This is a genomic window from Algibacter marinivivus, from assembly GCF_003143755.1.
GTDB lineage: Bacteria > Bacteroidota > Bacteroidia > Flavobacteriales > Flavobacteriaceae > Algibacter_B > Algibacter_B marinivivus.
The window spans coordinates 147,007-165,603 of the sequence record NZ_QFRI01000003.1 but is presented as its reverse complement, the minus strand read 5'-3'; the positions used below and the strand labels follow the sequence as shown (position 1 = coordinate 165,603).

18 protein-coding genes are annotated in these 18,597 nt (G+C 31.8%); 13 read left to right on the top strand and 5 right to left on the bottom strand.

The features are described 5' to 3' along the window. The first annotated feature begins 42 nt into the window (after positions 1 to 42). From DIS18_RS12325 to DIS18_RS12305, 5 genes are all read left to right on the top strand, one after another. Positions 43 to 618, top strand: coding sequence for an RNA polymerase sigma factor (locus DIS18_RS12325; protein WP_109353386.1), 576 nt, complete (start codon positions 43 to 45; stop codon positions 616 to 618). Continuing rightward, positions 618 to 800: a hypothetical protein gene (locus DIS18_RS12320; RefSeq protein WP_109353385.1), complete on the top strand. Its 183-nt coding sequence runs from the start codon at positions 618 to 620 to the stop codon at positions 798 to 800. The genes DIS18_RS12325 and DIS18_RS12320 overlap by 1 nt, the downstream gene beginning before the upstream one ends. A 20-nt stretch (positions 801 to 820) precedes the next feature. Next, entirely contained in the window at positions 821 to 1,636 is an 816-nt protein-coding gene (locus tag DIS18_RS12315; protein WP_109353384.1) for a mechanosensitive ion channel family protein, read from the top strand. A 149-nt stretch (positions 1,637 to 1,785) separates the two neighbouring features. After that, the gene (locus DIS18_RS12310; RefSeq protein WP_109353383.1) at positions 1,786 to 2,487 is read left to right on the top strand and encodes a hypothetical protein; all 702 of its coding nucleotides are present in this window, start codon (positions 1,786 to 1,788) and stop codon (positions 2,485 to 2,487) included. A 2-nt stretch (positions 2,488 to 2,489) separates the two neighbouring features. Beyond that, positions 2,490 to 3,302, top strand: a complete 813-nt coding sequence (locus DIS18_RS12305) for a hypothetical protein (RefSeq protein ID WP_109353382.1) — start codon at positions 2,490 to 2,492, stop codon at positions 3,300 to 3,302. Between the two features lie 5 nt (positions 3,303 to 3,307). Here DIS18_RS12305 and DIS18_RS12300 read toward each other — a convergent pair whose 3' ends face one another. Beyond that, positions 3,308 to 4,024 (bottom strand): LytR/AlgR family response regulator transcription factor, encoded by a 717-nt coding sequence (locus DIS18_RS12300; RefSeq protein WP_109353381.1) that lies wholly within the window; start codon positions 4,022 to 4,024, stop codon positions 3,308 to 3,310. Beyond that, positions 4,025 to 5,041, bottom strand: coding sequence for a sensor histidine kinase (locus tag DIS18_RS12295; RefSeq protein WP_245925694.1), 1,017 nt, complete (start codon positions 5,039 to 5,041; stop codon positions 4,025 to 4,027). 215 nt (positions 5,042 to 5,256) lie between these two features. On the opposite strand from DIS18_RS12295, the gene DIS18_RS12290 reads away from it, so the two are divergent. From DIS18_RS12290 to DIS18_RS12275, 4 genes are all read left to right on the top strand, one after another. Further along, entirely contained in the window at positions 5,257 to 5,649 is a 393-nt protein-coding gene (locus tag DIS18_RS12290) for a MotA/TolQ/ExbB proton channel family protein (protein ID WP_109353519.1), read from the top strand. A gap of 198 nt (positions 5,650 to 5,847) precedes the next feature. Further along, positions 5,848 to 7,224: a hypothetical protein gene (locus DIS18_RS12285; protein WP_109353379.1), complete on the top strand. Its 1,377-nt coding sequence runs from the start codon at positions 5,848 to 5,850 to the stop codon at positions 7,222 to 7,224. Positions 7,225 to 7,456: 232 nt separating this feature from the next. Continuing rightward, entirely contained in the window at positions 7,457 to 8,164 is a 708-nt protein-coding gene (locus DIS18_RS12280) for a hypothetical protein (RefSeq protein WP_109353378.1), read from the top strand. A gap of 1 nt (position 8,165) precedes the next feature. Further along, on the top strand, positions 8,166 to 8,741 hold the full coding sequence (locus tag DIS18_RS12275) for a hypothetical protein (RefSeq protein WP_109353377.1): 576 nt from the start codon (positions 8,166 to 8,168) through the stop codon (positions 8,739 to 8,741). Between the two features lie 372 nt (positions 8,742 to 9,113). On the opposite strand, the gene DIS18_RS12270 is transcribed toward DIS18_RS12275, so the two are convergent. Together DIS18_RS12270 and DIS18_RS12265 are read right to left on the bottom strand one after the other, a co-directional pair. After that, entirely contained in the window at positions 9,114 to 10,469 is a 1,356-nt protein-coding gene (locus DIS18_RS12270) for a DEAD/DEAH box helicase (protein WP_109353376.1), read from the bottom strand. A gap of 128 nt (positions 10,470 to 10,597) precedes the next feature. Next, on the bottom strand, positions 10,598 to 11,488 hold the full coding sequence (locus DIS18_RS12265; protein ID WP_109353375.1) for an aldose 1-epimerase family protein: 891 nt from the start codon (positions 11,486 to 11,488) through the stop codon (positions 10,598 to 10,600). Positions 11,489 to 11,569: 81 nt separating this feature from the next. Here DIS18_RS12265 and pabB point away from each other — a divergent pair, with 81 nt between their 5' ends. From pabB to DIS18_RS12245, 4 genes are all read left to right on the top strand, one after another. Next, positions 11,570 to 12,862 carry an aminodeoxychorismate synthase component I gene (gene pabB / locus DIS18_RS12260; RefSeq protein WP_109353374.1) on the top strand — a complete coding sequence of 431 codons (1,293 nt, stop codon included), beginning with the start codon at positions 11,570 to 11,572 and terminating at the stop codon, positions 12,860 to 12,862. A gap of 244 nt (positions 12,863 to 13,106) precedes the next feature. Continuing rightward, positions 13,107 to 14,417 carry a tRNA lysidine(34) synthetase TilS gene (gene tilS, locus DIS18_RS12255; RefSeq protein WP_109353373.1) on the top strand — a complete coding sequence of 437 codons (1,311 nt, stop codon included), beginning with the start codon at positions 13,107 to 13,109 and terminating at the stop codon, positions 14,415 to 14,417. 52 nt (positions 14,418 to 14,469) lie between these two features. Beyond that, positions 14,470 to 16,116, top strand: coding sequence for an adenine deaminase (ade, locus tag DIS18_RS12250; RefSeq protein ID WP_109353372.1), 1,647 nt, complete (start codon positions 14,470 to 14,472; stop codon positions 16,114 to 16,116). 3 nt (positions 16,117 to 16,119) lie between these two features. Further along, positions 16,120 to 17,079 carry a YheT family hydrolase gene (locus tag DIS18_RS12245; protein ID WP_109353371.1) on the top strand — a complete coding sequence of 320 codons (960 nt, stop codon included), beginning with the start codon at positions 16,120 to 16,122 and terminating at the stop codon, positions 17,077 to 17,079. On the opposite strand, the gene DIS18_RS12240 is transcribed toward DIS18_RS12245, so the two are convergent. Beyond that, a complete protein-coding gene (locus tag DIS18_RS12240) occupies positions 17,076 to 18,545 on the bottom strand; it encodes an SLC13 family permease (RefSeq protein ID WP_109353370.1) in 1,470 nt (489 codons plus the stop codon). The genes DIS18_RS12245 and DIS18_RS12240 overlap by 4 nt on opposite strands. Positions 18,546 to 18,597: the final 52 nt, after the last annotated feature.

Below are 18,597 nucleotides of genomic sequence, written 5' to 3'. Positions count from 1 at the left end.
TGTGTCTTAATCTTTGTAACAACTAAATAGCGCAAGCTAAATTTGAAAACCCTAGACAATATTAATAAGCTATCTGACGAGGATCTGGTAGAAGCAATTGTGAAAACAAATAACACATTGCTTTTCGAGATCTTGTATGACAGGTATGCAGGATTAGTATATAATAAATGTTACGGGTTTGCTAAAGATGAACATGAAGCTAAAGATTTAACACAAGATGTATTTTTAAAACTCTTTGTTAAATTAGCTAGCTTTAAAGGGAAATCAAAATTTTCAACATGGTTATATTCATTTACATATAATCATTGTGTTAATTACGTAACAAGAAATACGGCTAAGAAGTTTGAAAAGCAATCCGTAGATTATAAAGACATAGAAAACCTTTCAGAAGATGAGGAAAATGATGATAGTTTCCTTAGTATGAAAGTTGATAAATTAAAAGTGGCATTAGAGCTCATTTCTCCAGAAGAGAAAATGATTTTGCTAATGAAATACCAAGACTTTTTAACTATTAAAGAGATAGAAGAAGCCTTAGGTATTGGACAAAGCGCAGTGAAAATGAGAATTAAACGTGCTAAAGATAAACTAGTAACCGTATATAACGAAAATCAAAATTAATGGATAATCCATTTAAACATATAAACCAGCCTCTTAAGGAAGTTCCGCCAGAGTTAAAGTCAAAGGTGATGAGTGATATCGCTATGGCTAAACTCTTAATGGACTTGGCTGCTTTGTTTTCTTATAATTTTAGTCATGTTATAGAAACGGTAGTAAGTAATAGAAATAAGAAAAACCAATAACCAATTATAACCCACGAATTATGGATTTTTTAGATCAAATAAAAGAATCATTAGAAAGTATTTGGATAGACATAGCCGCTTCAGCACCTAAAATCCTCGGAGTACTAGCTTTAATTATTATTTTTTTAATAATAACAAAGATAATTACAAGTGTGCTTAGAAAAGTATTAACAAAAGCCAATGTCAATAAGTTAGGAGATAAGCTTAATGAGATTGAATTATCTGAAGGTAAAACTTTAAATATTAATTTAGTAAATATTCTTGTTAAGACAACAAAATGGTTATTGTACATTGTTTTAATTACCATAGTTGCAGATATTCTAGAATTAACAATGGTGTCTGAAGGTTTAAAAAGCTTTTTTGCCTACTTACCAAAGTTATTTACTGCTTTAGTTATTGTAACATTAGGTTTATTGTTTGCAACTTTTGTCAAGAAATCACTTCAGAGTTTATTTGAATCTTTAGAGCTTTCAGGAGGTAAATTATTAAGCCAATTGGTATTTATATTATTAATGGTTTTAATAAGCATAACGGCATTAAATCAAGCAGAAATAAATACTGAGATTATTACTAGTAATATAAAAATGATACTTGCATCATTTTTACTAGCCTTTGCTTTAGCCTTTGGATTAGGAGCTAGAAATGTAATAGAAAAAGTGTTAAACACTTTTTATGCAAGAAAGTTATATGAGGTTGGTCAAGTAATTGAATTTAATGGTATACGTGGTGAAGTTGAAGCCATAAATAGTATATCTGTAACAATAAAAACAAAAGAAGGAAAATTAGTAGTGCCTATTAAAGATATTGTAGAGAGTCAAGTAAGTATTCAGGATTAACTTTAAGTTAGGGTTAAAATTTGGTTGGTTACTTTTCTGAGTAACGAAACACTCTCTACATCTTACAATCCCTTTTCATTAATTTGAAAGGGGATTTTTTATTATTAAAATTTAAAGTGATAATTTAGAGAACAATAAATACTCATTACATGAAAATTCCCTTTGCTCTTTTTGTATGTTTTACTTTAAGTATAAAACTATGTGCACAAGCCAATATTCCAGAGGATTATAAACAAGTTTATAGTCAAGATTTTGAATCTACAGAAGCGATACATGATTTTGAAATGACGGACAGCAAAGTCTGGCGCATTTCAAAAGGAAGCAAAGGCAATTGTTTGGAGCTTATTGGAAAAAGCAATTATAAACCAGAAGTAAGGTCGCCATTTAATATAGCTTTAATAAAAAATGTTCTTCTTGGTGATTTTATTTATGAAATAAGATTAAACCAAAATGGAAGAGAGTATGGGCACCGCGATTTATGTTTAATGTTTGGCATTACTAACGCATCTAATTTTTATTATACACATATCGCTTCAAAAGCAGATGCACATGCAAATTCTATTTTTTTAGTTAATGATGAACCTCGAAAAAGTATAGCTTCGGAAAGAACTAAGGGTACTAGTTGGGGAGCGGTGGACGATTGGCATACTGCCAGAGTGGTTAGAAAAGTTGAAGAAGGGCTTATTGAAATTTATTTTGATGACATGACGACACCTATCATGAAAGCAACAGATGCGCATTTTAAATCTGGTTACTTAGGTTTTGGTTCGTTTGATGATACAGGAAAGTTTGATGATATCAAGATTTGGGCGCCCAATAGCATTGAGAAAAAAAACGGTATTTTTAATTAGTAATGAAACGCAAAGAACTCTTTGAATTTGAAGATTTTAGTTGGTTTCCAACGAGTTTCAGAGTAGCCATGACTAATCTGATTCTGCTGCTTCATAAAATAATGGGAACAACAGAAGTGTTATCAAACCTCATTATCGATTTAAGAAAGACAATTCATTTTGATTCAATTGTAGATTTAGGTTCTGGTTCAGGTGGTCCTATGCCTAGTGTTGTTGAGCATATAAATGAAGTACAAAAAGAGGATAAATTACGTTTACTTTTAACCGACTTACATCCAAACCCAAAATTGGTTAAGAAAATAAATACCGATGATAATGAGTTTGTTACTTATCATGAAGATTCTATAAATGCTACCAATTTATCTGAAGTACCAAAAGGGTTAAAAACCATGATTGCCAGTTTTCATCATATGAATCCTGAAATTGCTAAAAATATTTTAAAATCAGCTTCAAAAAATAACGAGCCTATTTTAATTTACGAAATAGCGAAGAACAACGTTCCATTTGTAGCTTGGATATTATTACTCCCAATATCTTTGCTTATTCTTTTTGTTATGACATGGGTAATGACGCCTTTTACCAAAAGCATTACGCTTACACAACTACTGTTCACCTATATCATTCCAATTATTCCATTAGCGTATGCTTGGGATGGTCAAGCCTCTTTAATGCGTACATATACTTTTGAAGATATTGAATTGTTATTAAGTGATGTCAAAACATCCAATTATAATTGGGAGATTAATGATGCCTTTAAAGCAAACGGAAAGAAGCAAGGGTATTATATTAAAGGTTATCCGCTTGGTGGAAAATAAATTTTTTAGAATTTTTCTAGAATTTGAAGCACATCTTTTTTGTAGCTTCTACTTATGGTAAGAGACGTATTATTAATTGTTATTTCCTCGTTAGTAAAAGACGTAATATGTTTCAAAGCTATGATGTAAGACCGATGTATTCTTAAAAAGCGGTTACTTGGTAATTTAGCTTCAATGGCACTTATGGTTTCTCTAGTTACAATAGTTTCATTGGCTAAATGGATTTTTATATAATCGCTATAACTTTCAATATATATTATAGATTCAAAATCAATTTTAACCATGCGTCTGTCTGCGCGAACAAACATAAAACCATTAGTATCAGCTTTTGTTTCTTGAGGCTGTTGGTTTGATGTGTAGATATCATAATAGGTATTTACGGCCTTTAAAAGTCTATCAAAAGAGATAGGTTTCATTAAATAATCTACAGCTTGCAATTCAAAACCTTCAACAGCAAAATCCCTGTAGGCAGTTGTAAAAATGATTTTCATATCTTTATTAATTGACTTCGCAAAAGAAATACCAGACACTTCGGGCATATTAATATCCAGAAAAATCAAATCGATTTGATTATTTCTTAAGGCATTAAATGCTTCAATGGCGTTACTGCAACTTGCTACAATAGTAATGTTTGGTATTTTTGCTACATGCGTTGCTATAACTTCTCTGGCTATAGCTTCATCATCAACAATAAGGCACGATATGTTTTTAGGGTTCTCCATTTACGGCGTAATATCTAACTCTAAATGTACTTTAAATAATTCAGTTGTATCATCAATTTTTAATTGGTAAGCCGCTTTATATAACAAATCTAAGCGCTTTTTAATATTTTCTAAACCAATGCCTTTTTCAGAAGTCTCGTTGTTAGTATTGGTGTTTTCAATTTTAAAAACAATATGGTTGCCTTCACAACGTAATTGAATATTAACTTGTAAAACCCCTTTTTTTAAACTCCCATGTTTAAAACTGTTCTCAACAAAAGGCAGTAGGAGCATAGGCGCAATTTGCATATCCTCTAAAATGTTTTCGGTTTTAAAATGGATTTGAAGCGTATCATTAAAACGCATTTTTTCTAATTCTATGTAATCATTAATATGATTAATTTCATCTTGTAAAGCCACAAAGGGTTTATCTACTTGGTATAGCAAATAATCTAGCAAGTTTGAGAGCTTCAAAATCATTTCTGGGGTTTCGTCAGCTTTTTTTAAAGCAAAACCATACATGGTGTTTAGTGTGTTAAATAGAAAGTGCGGATGAATCTGCATTTTCAGATAATTCAACTCCTGTTCTTTAAGTTTTAGTTGCGTTTCTAAAATTTTAGTTTCCAATTTTTTGGTGTCTTCGGCATGTTTTAAGTTTAGTTTTAAAAGCTTAAACGCACTAACAATAATAACTACCAAATACACCGCAATACCCACAAAAAGTAAGCTTTTACTAATTGGCGCCATATTTGATTCTTCGAAATTTGAAAGGTAAACCAATCCGTAAAACACAGATATAACAATAAGATATGCTGAAATTATAAATGTATAAAGACTGTACAGACCAAATAAGAAATAACGTTTAGTAATTAAATAATCAGGGATAAGCTTATAAATAAAAACATAGGTTGTAGCAATGGTTATGGGCATTAAAAAGAATGAAAAGCTTTTAACGTAACTAAAATCACTACTATCTACACCAAAAAAATAGGTATAAAATAAAAGCACGCCATACCAGAATATAACGTGTAAAAGCATTTGCCCTATCTTTTTTAATATGAAGCGCTTTGTAAACATCAATACAATAATAGTATAAAATTTGATGAGGTTTTTGTTTTGTAGACGAATAACCAATTTAGTAACCGTTTTAACCTGATGTTGTTTTTATTGCTAAATTCGTCATCCGTCGCATTTTAAATTTTGCAAGGTATTTAGGCTATATGTTTGTAGCATGTTTAATTAAAACCATTATTATGAATGTATCATCAGTTATTTCTTTGAATGTTTTTGCAGACCGTTTTATGGAAGGCGGACCACTTTTTATGTCATTAATTTTAATATGCCTTTTACTGGCTTTAGCCTTTGTTGTTATAGGGTTTGTAAATCTTAAAAAAGATATAGTGAAATCTAAAAAAATGACCAGTTTAGCATCAGATGCTAGTATTTTAGGCTTGGTATTTGGTTTTTTAGGCTCTATAATAGGAATGATTACGGCGTTTGATGCCATTGAATCTATGGGCGATATTAGCCAAGGTATGATGGCTGCAGGACTTAAAGTCTCTTTTTTAACAACCGTTTTTGGGGCTGTTACGTTTATACTGCCAAGAATCGGGATTATTATTTTAAAAGCTTTAAATAAAAATTAATTAGTAGTTCTTCATCAATCAACTTAAAAAACCGCTTTTTCATGTATTTGAAAAGGCGATTTTTTTTTAAATAACTCAAATGGAAAATACTTGACTTGATGATAATAAAATTCTAACTTCGCTTACTTGTGCAGAACTTGTTTCAGTATCGAGAGATATAAGTCATTAAAACAACGTTACAACATTAAATTGGGTACAATGAGAAAACTGTTTAATATCTATCAATTTTTTCCTGATAAAATGAAATTAAAAACATTAATTCTTCTGGTAATTTTATCAAGCCCTGTAGTTTTGTATGCGCAATCTCAGATTAAGTATACTGTTCTTGAACACACTACCGAAAATAAAGCTAAGTTGTTTGATTTATTTCAAGTTACTAAAATTGATTCATTATATTCTTTAGGGATAGTTAATAACTACAAACCTGGGAAATTTTATAATCAAGAGGTACAATTAATAGATAACCGCAACAATGCTATTGTTAAAACAAAACTGTTATCAAGGTTTAAGATTAGTGATGCAAAAGTGATTAATAATGTGTTTTATGTATTTGGCAGAGATAAATTTGGACCTTTTTATAAATATGAGCTTGATATTAAAACCTTTATGTTTATAAGAGAGAAGAAATTATTAGAAGCTCCAAGTATAAAAAATGATTTAAAAAATTTATATCCAGACCCAAAAATAATTATCTCTGATGATGCAAGTAAAATTGGTGTTATTCAAAAGGCTTTCAACAAAGAGGAGAAAATCACTTATTTTGAAGTAAAGGTTTTCGATGATAATTTTAATCAATTGAGTGAAAAAAGAATTAAGGGAAAAAAACGAACCTTTTTTCTTAAAATAAGTTCCGCTTTGATTAGTAATGAAGGAGATGTTTTCGTCTCATTTAAACCTTCAAATGATTTAATTATTACCAAAGACGAAGTTTATGGTGAAAACAATCATGTAACTAATTATAAACAAAAGCCTGCATATTATCACGACCCATTTTTAAAAGGAGAAGCACTATCTTATTATTCATTTATTTCTTCAAAAAATGACAAAAGTCTAGAATTAAAGAAAAATGTTTTAAACAAAGACCTTAAATTGATTGATTCTGTATCAATTCTACTTGATTCAGATTATAACGGTAATAACGCTATAATTCGTGATATAAAAAAATTGAATAATGGTTCTGAACTTATTATTATGGAAGAAGTCTCTCCTTCAATTAATGGCATTTATGCATATAGGAATATTCATTTATACACAATAAATAGTAAAGGAAAAACCATTCAAAAAAGCATAATTGAAAAAGAACAAATTACCGAGCGTAGATACGGAAGTTTTGCACATATATTGATTGACAATGTACTCTACATTATATACAATAAAAGTGGCAAAAAGAGGAATACTTCTTATGTTGTAAACAGTATTAATATTGAAACAGGAGAAAAAACATTTCAAGAGTTATTTAAAGTTTCCGATTTAGATTGTCTACCAATTGGCCGTAACTTTTATAAATTGGATAAAAACTCGCTCGTACTTTATGCAAATGATCCTAATAAAAGAGTGCTAATTGACATAAATTAAACTTCATTAATCAATCAATTAACTTAAAAAATCGCTTTTTCACGTATTTGAAAAGGCAATTTTTTTGTTAATAACTGTTTATAATTACGTACATATGTGTATTGATTTTTTTACAATAAAATTCTAACTTAGCTTACTTATGATGAACTTGTTTCAGTATCGACTGATATAAGTCATTAAAACGACGTCATATCATTAAAGTTAGGCACAATATGAAAAAACAATCATACGAATGAAAAACAACATAGATAATTCATTAATAACCAATCGAAAAATAATTATTGAAATTCGGTTTCAACCTGCACCAAAATTTTTAGATTTAAAGGGTACGATTTTAGACAAAGTAAATACTTTGAACATTATAAAAGCAGCAGATTGGAGTATTGGAGATTCTGCATTAAAGATTGCTGACAATAATCAAGATGAACTAATCAGAAACCTAATCCAAGTTGAAATAAACCGATTATCAATAATTAGTACTAAAGTAGATTCTATTGAAAAATTTGTTGATGATTTTTCAAAATTGTATTCGGCAATAAAAGAAATATTAGGAGAATTAAACATTCAAAGAATAGGATGTAGAATTCAAGGTACTTATAAAACTAAATCAACTAAATTTTCTGATATCCTAAAAAATTTCAAAGAATCATTTCCTAATCAAATTTTCTTACAAGATTATCCAACAAAAGATTTAAGATTACAAATAGTTTATCAAAACGGAACTTATCATATTGGTCCTTTAGATGAAAATGACCAATTTCTTTTAAGAACTTTTAAATATCCTGAAAGAAAAAATTCAATCGGTATTGCAGTAGATACAGATAATTATTTATTGAAAACTGATAACACTAACTTAAATAGTTTTTCAAAAGTCAAAGATGTAATAACTGCATCTCTTGCTGTAGAAAAGTCGTTAGTTGAGAATTTAAAGGATTTCTAATATGAGTAGAAAAAAGAAAAAAAATAGAAATCCAATCATTCCAAAAAATGATGACTACGATTTAAAGAAAAGTTTAGGTAAATTAAACCAAAGAAAAACCTTTCCTGAATCAGAAACATCTACCAATTTTGAAATAAACAAAAGTCAAAGTGCAAATATAAATTCTCAATCGATAAATGAAAATTTAACATCAGAGACAAATATTTACTTTAAACTAACTGACAACATCAATTCACGTTATGATAGTTTAAATAAAGATTTAAAATCTGTTAGTGAAAAAATAACTGATTCGAATGATAATTTAAGACAAGAACTTGAGAGTAAGGTTTCAGAAAAATTGGATAAGAATATTTTCTTTTATGCTATTGCAGTTCTACTTGCAATAACGAGTCTGATTTATGCTCTTTCATATTCTGGTTTATTGAATGACACAAAAGAAAATTCTACAGAAATAAAACAACTGAAATCTGATGTTAAAAATCAAAATGAAGCAGTTGAAGATAATAAAAAAGATATTGAAAAATTAGAAGAAAAACAGGACAAATTAGAAATTGAATTGATTAAAAAAGAAAAATAATACTGTGCCTAACAACGTGTATAATTCATTGCTAGTACTCGCCTACTTACGAAAATCCTCGCGGATTTTCTATTCGGTTTGTATTTGCTAAATTAGTTGCTGAAACACGCAACGAAATCATACACAAACACGATAAGCGTAACCCTCGCTACCGCTAGTTTCTAACTAGTGGTGTTTTGAGTAAGCAGCAAAACAACCCAAACCCAAATAACGTATAAATGACATTAGCAAACAAGCGCGTTAGGGATTGAACGGCATGTTTGAAATACCCGACGCAGGAGGGATTGAGTAGTGAAATATTTATATTCACGAATTCATTAATATGAAATAAAAACCAATGAGTAAAGCCCGACCCTTGGGTAACGCCCAAACCTATTTCTTTTTATTCCGTCTGTTATAATTTTTATCGCCTCGCGTTTTAGGCTTTTTATACTTGGCAGCTATTTTGAATTTATAACTTCCGCCTAAATTTTCTTTTTGGTTTTTTTCGGATTTCTCATGAAATGCTGGCCCTGGCGCATCTTCGTCTCTGCGTTTATGTGGGTTGTTGCGCTCTTTTATTTGCGGGCGCTCTTCTTCGATAAGTTCGGTAGAAATTTCGACGGTTTCTGGAAGGTCTATAACCGGAATAGTCATTTTCATTAAACCCTCGATATTGGCAACAGCCTCTTGTTCCTTTTCTGTAGAAAACACTAAAGCTTGACCTTGGCGTTCTGCACGCCCTGTTCTACCAATACGGTGCATGTAGTTTTCTGGAAAATCTGGTGTATCGAAATTTATAACATGCGATACGTTGTCGATATCCAAACCACGGGCCATAACATCGGTTGCTATTAAAATACGGTTATCGCCGTTTCTGAATTGCTCGATGCTTCGGAGTCTGTAATTCTGGGTTTTGTTGGAGTGGATAACGCAGAGTTCTTCTTTAAAATACTCGTCTAGTTTTTCGAACAAACGGTCTGCCATTCGTTTAAAAGCCACAAAAATTAAAACTTTGTTGTAGTGTTCTTCGTTTTGTAATAATTCTACCAACAAATTTACTTTGGTGTAAAAATTAGGAACGTTATAACGGTGTTGCGAAATGTTATCTAACGGCGTACCAGAAACGGCTATTGAAACGCGTTCTGGACTTTTAAAGAAATCGTTAATTAAGGCATCTACATCTTGCGTCATGGTTGCCGAAAACATGATGTTTTGCCTGCGTTGCGGTAAAATATCAAAGATATTAATGAGCTGATGTCTAAAGCCTAAATCGAGCATAACATCCACTTCATCTATCACTAATTTTTGTATGGATTTGAGTTGTAAAACACGACTTAATGCCAAATCGTACAAACGCCCTGGTGTGGCTACCAAGATATCTATGCCTTGTGCAATGGCTTGTTTTTGGGTGTTAATATTGGTGCCGCCATAAACTCCTAAAACACGATTATTTATGTATTTGGATAGTTTTTCAATTTCGTCAACCACTTGCACAACCAATTCTCGGGTTGGTACTAAAACCAAAACACGTGGGTTGTCTTGCTCTGAATATTTCAAGTTTTTTAAAATAGGCAGCATATAGGCAAAGGTTTTTCCGGTACCTGTTTGTGCAATACCAACCACATCTTTTCCTGAGGCTACCACATTAAAGGCTTGCTCTTGAATAGGCGTAGGTGTTGTAAAGCCTAAATCGTCTAAGGCGTTAAAAAGTGGTGTGTTTAGGTTTAGGTCCTTGAAATGAGCCATACTATATTATGATATTTTCTAAAATTTTTAATGGTGAATTCAATCTGTACTTATTTTTAAAATATCTATTGCCAGATTAAATGTCACGATGTGCTATTTTGAGGGCAAAGTTACGTTTATTCTTGACTTTAGACTAAATGGCTGTTATGTATTTCAATAATATAACTGGCTTGAAAGGTTTTGTTGGGTGCTAAATTTAAGATCCCTTCTTTTTCTTTGAAGTTTTGGTTGGTAGTTTCGCTGTCTGCAACTCCTAACCAAGGCTCTATACACACATAATCTCCATTGGGTTTTGCCCAAATACCTAGATATGGAAAACCGGGGTAGCTAACGGAAAGAATGTCTCCGTTTTTGTTGCTTTTTAATGTTACTTTTCTAGATTTTAAATCTTTAAAAACGAGGGCGTCTCTATTAAATAAATTGTGAGTTAATTGAATTTTATTAGAATTATTAAAAACGGTTTCTGTTTCTGATGAAATGAGTCCGTTTTCCATGTTTATTAAATGTCTTTTAGAATTTTCTTCAGTTTGAAATTCTAAAATATAGTCTTCATAGTTTTCATTTTCAAAAACGGGGCATTTAAAAGCTGGGTGACCGCCAACCGAGAAATACATGGTTTTAGAATCTGTGTTTATGACGGTATGTTTAACTTCTATGGTGTTGCTTGTTAGGGTGTATGTAATGAGGAATTCAAACTCAAAAGGATAGTTTTTTAGTGATTCTGAGTTTGAAGTTAGTTTAAATATTAAGCTGTTTTCGGTTTGCTGATGCAAGGTTATGGCTTCGTTATGTCTAACAAACCCATGTTTTGGAAGGGTGTATGTTTTGCCTTCAAAAGTATAAGCATCATCTTTTAAAGCGCCAATAATAGGGAATAGATTAGGTGCAAAGCTTCCCCAAACATCTGGGTCTGCATGCCACATAAATTCTGTATTGTTTTTAGCAGATGTTATTTTGCAGAGTTCTGCTCCCGTTTTTTTAACTGCTATTTTAAGTTTATCGTTTTGTAATGTGTGCATGGAAATATATAGTTTAAACTAATGTACAAAAATCTTAAACTTTTAAGGATTCTAAGTAACTTTGCTTTATAATATTTTTAATTGAGGACAAAGCACATTCATACTTTCGAGGATATCGAAAATTTCAAGAATCAGTTACTGATTTGGTCGCAGCAATTTGATGATGTGGTTTGGTTAGATTCCAATAACTACTATCAGAAGTATTCTAGTTATGACGCTGTTTTAGCGGTTGATGCCTTTACAGGGATTCAAACGGATTATTATAATGGTTTCGATAAACTTAAAGAATATTTTACCACGACTAAAGATTGGATTTTTGGCTATTTAACTTACGATTTAAAAAATGATATTGAAGATTTAAAATCTGAAAATCATGACGCGCTAGGTTTTCCTGATTTATATTTTTTTCAGCCTAAAAGGTTATTTTTAATTAAAGGAAATCAAATTGAAATTCAATATCTAAATGCTGTTGATGATGAGCTGGAGGATGATTTAAATGACATTAAAAATACAACACAGGAGGACGAGAATCATTTGTGCAGCGAGATTAAAATTAAACTTCAAATTCATAAAGATGAATATTTTGAGAAAGTAAATACCATGCTTGCTCATATACATCGTGGTGATATTTATGAAGCTAATTTTTGTCAAGAGTTTTTTGCTGAAAACACCTGTATAAATCCTTTGGAGACTTATAAAAAGCTGAATGCCATATCTAATCCGCCTTTTGCATCTTATGTTAAGTTACAAGATAAGTATGTGTTAAGTGCATCACCAGAGCGCTATATTAAAAAGCAAAATGATGCTATTATCTCTCAACCCATAAAAGGTACAGCTAAACGTTCGGAAAATAAAGAAGAGGATGACACCTTAAAAAAGGATTTATTAAATGACGAAAAAGAGCGTAGTGAAAACATTATGATTGTTGATTTAGTTCGTAACGACCTATCAAAAACCGCATTAAAAGGTAGTGTTAAGGTTGAGGAATTATGTAAAATCTATACGTTTGATCAAGTGCATCAAATGATATCTACAGTCACTTCAAAAGTAGATGCAGAAACACATCCTGTTGATATTATTAAAAGTACATTCCCAATGGGAAGCATGACGGGAGCTCCTAAAATCTCAGCAATGAAAATTATTGAAGATTTAGAAAAAACCAAACGAGGTGTGTATTCTGGAGCTATTGGTTATTTTTCACCTGATGAAGATTTTGATTTTAATGTGGTGATTAGGAGTATTCTTTATAATGAAAGTAAACAATATGTATCGTATTCTGTTGGTGGCGCTATTACAGCAAAAAGTAATCCGTTAAAAGAGTATGAAGAGTGTTTGGTAAAGGCAAAGGCTATGCGAGAAGTGCTAGAGAATTAGTGTTATTATAGCGCAACCCAAAAGGGTCGGGCTTTCACTACTCAATCCCTCCTGCGTCGGGGATTTCAAACATGCCGTTCAATCCCTTGCGCACCTATCCGCCAACATAGTTTTTCAAACACTAAAATTATGCAAGCTTGCTAATGAGTCAGGTTGAGCGCAGTCGAAACCTCAATAAGTAACAAGCTTAAAACTTTGCACCTTTGCGTCTTTGCGAGAATAAAATAAAACTTAACTTTGAAAAGTGTTAGAAAATTTCCAAAATCATATAAATAACAACCTGTCTTTCTTAACCGAGAGTAAGGTGTTAATCGCCATTTCAGGAGGTATAGACAGTGTGGTGTTAACCCATTTATGTCATCAATTAGGTTTAAATATCTCACTAGCACATTGCAATTTCAATCTGCGAGGAAAAGAAAGCGATGCCGATGAAGATTTTGTTGTAGCACTCGCCGAAGATTTAAATCTAGAAGTGTTCGCACAAAGATTTGATACCGAGGCTTACGCAAAAAATAACAAACGTTCCATCCAAATGGCAGCGCGCGAACTCCGTTATGCTTGGTTTGATGAACTATCAGAACAATTAGATTTCGATTACATACTAACTGCGCATCATGCGGATGATAATTTAGAAACATTTCTTATCAATTTTACCAGAGGCACAGGGCTAGAGGGTTTAACCGGAATTCCAGAAATAAACGAAAAATATATTCGTCCATTATTACCTTTTTCGAGTGAGGATATTGAAGCTTATGCTAAAGCGAACACTATTAAATGGCGAGATGATAGCAGTAACAAATCAGTTAAATATTTACGAAATAAACTGCGTCATGAAGTGATTCCGATTCTAAAAGAAATTAATCCAAGTTTATTACAAAGTTTCCAAACCACAATTGAAAATTTAAATGACACCGCAGATATTGTTGATGAAAGTGTTAATGCTGTTTTAAAACGTGCCATCGAAACCATGGACGAAAACCATGTGGCATTTAAAGTTTCAGAATTTAAAAAAGTAAACAATCCAAAAGCGTATTTGTTTGAGTCGTTAAAAGAATTTGGATTTACTGAATGGAACGATGTTGTAGATTTATTGGATACAGAAACAGGCAAGCAAGTGTTTTCAAATACGCATAGATTAATTAAAAACCGTGAACATTTATTGCTAAGTGAAATAAACCAAGAACAGCACCAAAACATTATAATAACTGCGGAAGACCACAAAAAAGACACACCATTCGGAACGTTATTTTTTGATGAAGCTGATGCCATTTTTGGTACACGCACCAACATCATTTTTGTAGATAAAGAGCAATTGCAATTCCCATTAACCATACGGAAATATACAGAAGGTGATGTGTTTTACCCTCTAGGAATGACAGGTAAAAAGAAAATAAGTAAATACTTTAAAGACGAAAAATTATCACTTTTAGAGAAAGAAAACACATGGTTATTATGTTCAGGAGAAGCTATTGTTTGGGTTATTAATAGAAGAGCAGATAACCGATTTAGAGTTACTGAAAGTACAAAGCAAATTTTAAAAATTGAATTGAAGTAACTTTTGTCACACTGAGCGCAGTCGAAGTGTCTTTTTTGAATAAAATAAATAAATGACAATCCAAGGAAACATAGTAGACATACAAAATAAACGCATTTACAAAGGCGAAATCACTTTTGAAAATGGTAAAATCAAATCCATTCAAGAGAAAGCCAATAATGTAAATAATTATATCCTTCCGGGTTTTATTGATGCGCATATTCATATTGAGAGCTCAATGTTAGTACCATCAGAATTTGCAAGAATAGCCGTAAAACATGGTACCATAGCAACCGTTTCTGATCCACATGAAATTGCAAATGTATTAGGTGTTTCTGGTGTAGAGTTCATGATAGATAACGGAAAAAAAGTACCATTTAAATTCAATTTTGGAGCACCATCATGTGTGCCTGCTACCCATTTTGAATCCGCAGGTGCTGTTATAGATTCTGAAGGCATAAAATCACTTCTTGAAAACCCAGATATCAAATATCTAGCGGAAATGATGAATTATCCAGGAGTGCTTTTTGATGACGAAGACGTCTTAAAAAAAATAGCTTGGGCAAAACATTATAACAAACCTGTCGACGGACATGCACCTGGAGTTAGAGGTGCGGATATAACAAAGTACATAAAGGCTGGAATTACAACTGACCATGAATGTTTTACTTATGAAGAAGCTTTAGAGAAACTTCAAAAGGGTATGAAAATCTTAATTCGAGAGGGTAGTGCTGCTAAGAATTTTGAAGCTTTAATTGATTTGCTTCCAGAGCATTTCGAAAACATGATGTTCTGTAGTGATGATAAGCATCCTGACGATTTAATAATTGGTCATATCAATCAATTATGTGCAAGAGCTGTAGCAAAAGATATAGATGTTTTTAAAGTATTACAGGCAGCTTGTATTAATCCAGTCAATCATTATAGTTTAGATGTTGGATTATTGAAGGTTGGAGATGCTGCTGATTGTATTGTTATTGAAGATTTGAAGAGTTTTAAAACACTTCAAACGTATATTAATGGTGATTTGGTTTTTGATAACGGACAATCGCTAATCAAGCCCGTATCCTTTGAAATCCTAAATAATTTCAATTGTAAAAAGAAAAGCGTTTTAGATTTTAAATTTGAATCTTCATCAACCCTTCGACTGCGCTCAGGACGGGATCAAATACGAGTTATTGAAGCTCTAGAAGGGCAGTTGGTAACTAATGAAATAATAGAAGATGCTTTAATCGATAATGGAAATCTAGTTTCAAATACCGAAAAAGATATTCTGAAAATGACAGTAGTAAATCGTTATCAAAATCAAAAACCTGCAATTGCATTTATTAAGAATTTTGGTTTGCAGGAAGGCGCTATTGCTTCTTCTGTTGGTCATGATTCACATAATATTATTGCTGTAGGTGTATCTGATGAAGCTATTTGTAATGCAGTGAATTTAATAATAGAAAATAAAGGCGGTATTTGTGCTGTTTCAAATTCTGAGGAAAAAATAGTATCGCTTCCAGTTGCTGGTATTATGAGTGATAAAGATGGAGAAACAATTGGAGAACAATATGCTGAACTTGATAAAATGGCAAAAAAATTAGGAAGCAAATTATACGCACCTTACATGACCTTATCGTTTATGGCGTTATTGGTAATACCTTCATTAAAACTAAGTGATAAAGGGCTTTTTGATGGGTCTAAATTTCAATTCACAAATCTAGAAGTTCAGTAGGATATGCCAGTAATTGAGTCAACGTATAAACCACGATTTTATTTTAAAAACGGATTTATTTCTACGGTGTATTCAGGATTAGTAAGACGTGTTTCACATGAGCAAGAACGCGAACGTATTACTTTAAGTGATGGCGACTTTTTAGATTTAGATTGGAGTTTTTCAAAGGAAAAAGGTAAAAAACTTATTATTCTATTGCATGGACTTGAAGGGAATGGGCAACGTCCTTACATGACTGGAACTGCAAAATTATTTAATGAAAATAATATTGATGCAGTTTGTGTCAATTTTAGAGGCTGTAGTGGAGAAGATAACTTAAAATATAGAAGTTACCATTCTGGAGCTACTGAAGATTTAGAAGCAGTTATTGAACATACTATTTTAAATAAACGTTATTCTGAAATCTATTTAAAAGGCATCAGCCTTGGAGCCAACATGATTCTTAAATATCTAGGAGAAAGAGATAATGTACCTGTTCAAGTTAAATCTGCAATTGCGGTTTCTGTACCATGTTATTTAACAGGTTCTGCAAAAGCATTGCATACATTTAAAAACAAATTGTATCACGATAGGTTTTTAAAACACCTAGTAAATAGATTAAAAATTAAGCAACAGCGTTTTCCTGAATTACTAAGTATTGAAACGCTTAACACTATTAAAACACTAACAGATTTTGATACTATTTATACAGCAAAAGCACATGGTTTTGAGGATGCATTAGATTATTATACAAAATGCAGTAGTTTGCAATTTTTAAAGAATATAAAAACGCCAACACTAATTATCAATGCTTTAAATGATTCGTTTTTATCTCCAGAATGTTTTCCAGTAAAAGAAGCTAAATTAAATTCTAGTTTGCATTTGGAAATGCCAAATTATGGGGGACACGCAGGCTTTATTGATAAAAAGAATGTGTATTATAATGAAAAACGGGCATTAGAATTTGTGAATGAGAATTGCTAGTTTTTGAGGCTCTCAGGAAAACCTTCAATAACAATATTCCATAATTCAGGAAGTACAAAATATACAAATAGCGTTAGTATTATTATTGATATAATATTCATAACTATCCCTTTACTTACCATATCTGGAATACGCAAATAACCAGAACCAAAAACCACAGCATTTGGAGGCGTAGCAACAGGAAGCATAAATGCACATGACGCCGCTACTGCAGCACCAACCATTAGAATAAACGGATGAATATCTATAGTTAAAGCCATAGGCGCTAAAACGGGTAAAAGCATTGCTGTAGTGGCTAGATTTGATGTGATTTCTGTTAGAAAATTAACAGCAGCAATTAATAATAAAATCAAAATGATAGTACTTACACCAGCAAGTGATGTCATTTGGTTTCCTATCCACAATGCTAATCCACTCGTTTCAAAACCTTTTGCAAGTGCCATACCACCACCAAATAAAAGAATGATACCCCAAGGCAAATCTTTGGTGTCTCTCCATGAAATTATTTTTTTATGCTTGGTTTTTGAAGGAATTAAAAACAGGACTAAAGCAAATAAAATGGCAATTATGGTGTCATCAATTTGTGGTAATATTTTTTTCAATAGAAATGAGCGTGTTATCCAACAAAATGCTGTTGCTGCAAAAACAATAGCAACAATTTTCTCTTCAAAACTCATTTTTCCTAGAGATTTTAATAACCGTTTTATTTCTTGCTTTCCGCCAGGGAATTCTTTTTGTTTAAATGTAAAAGCGAATGCAGTTAAATACTTCCAACAAATAATCAATAAAATAACCGAAATAGGAAATCCAAATATAAACCATTGAGAAAATGTTATTTCATAGCCATAAGTTTCAGAAACAACACCTGCTAAAACCAAATTTGGTGGGGTTCCAATTAATGTGGCAATACCACCAATAGATGCACTGTAGGCAATTGCGAGCATAAGTGCTTTTCCAAAGATTAAATTCTCGTTTTTATCTGTTTTCGGGTTGTCTTTCAACTGTTTGATTATGGCAATGCCTATTGGAAGCATCATTACTGAAGTTGCTGTATTTGATATCCACATTGATAAAAACGCAGTAGCCATCATAAAGCCCAAAATAATTTTTTGAATGTTTGACCCAATAATATTGATAATGTTAAGCGCTATTCGTTTATGTAAATTCCATTTCTCAATAGCGATGGCAATTATAAATCCGCCTAAATATAAAAACACAAACTTATGACCAAATGATGCGGTTGTAGTTCCAATATCCAAACTCCCAGAAAGCGGGAATAGCACAATAGGTAATAAGGCTGTGGCAGCAATAGGGATAGCTTCCGTAATCCACCAAATAGCAATCCAAACGGTAGATGCTAAAATACCATTTGCCTCATTTGATAGTCCTTCAGGAGAAAAGAAAAGCCGAATTGAAATATATAAAATTGGGCCAAGAAACAGCCCTATACGTTTTGAACTTATCATCCAGTTATTTTTAAACCTGATTTTATTAAAACCATGTTAAATGAATTTATTC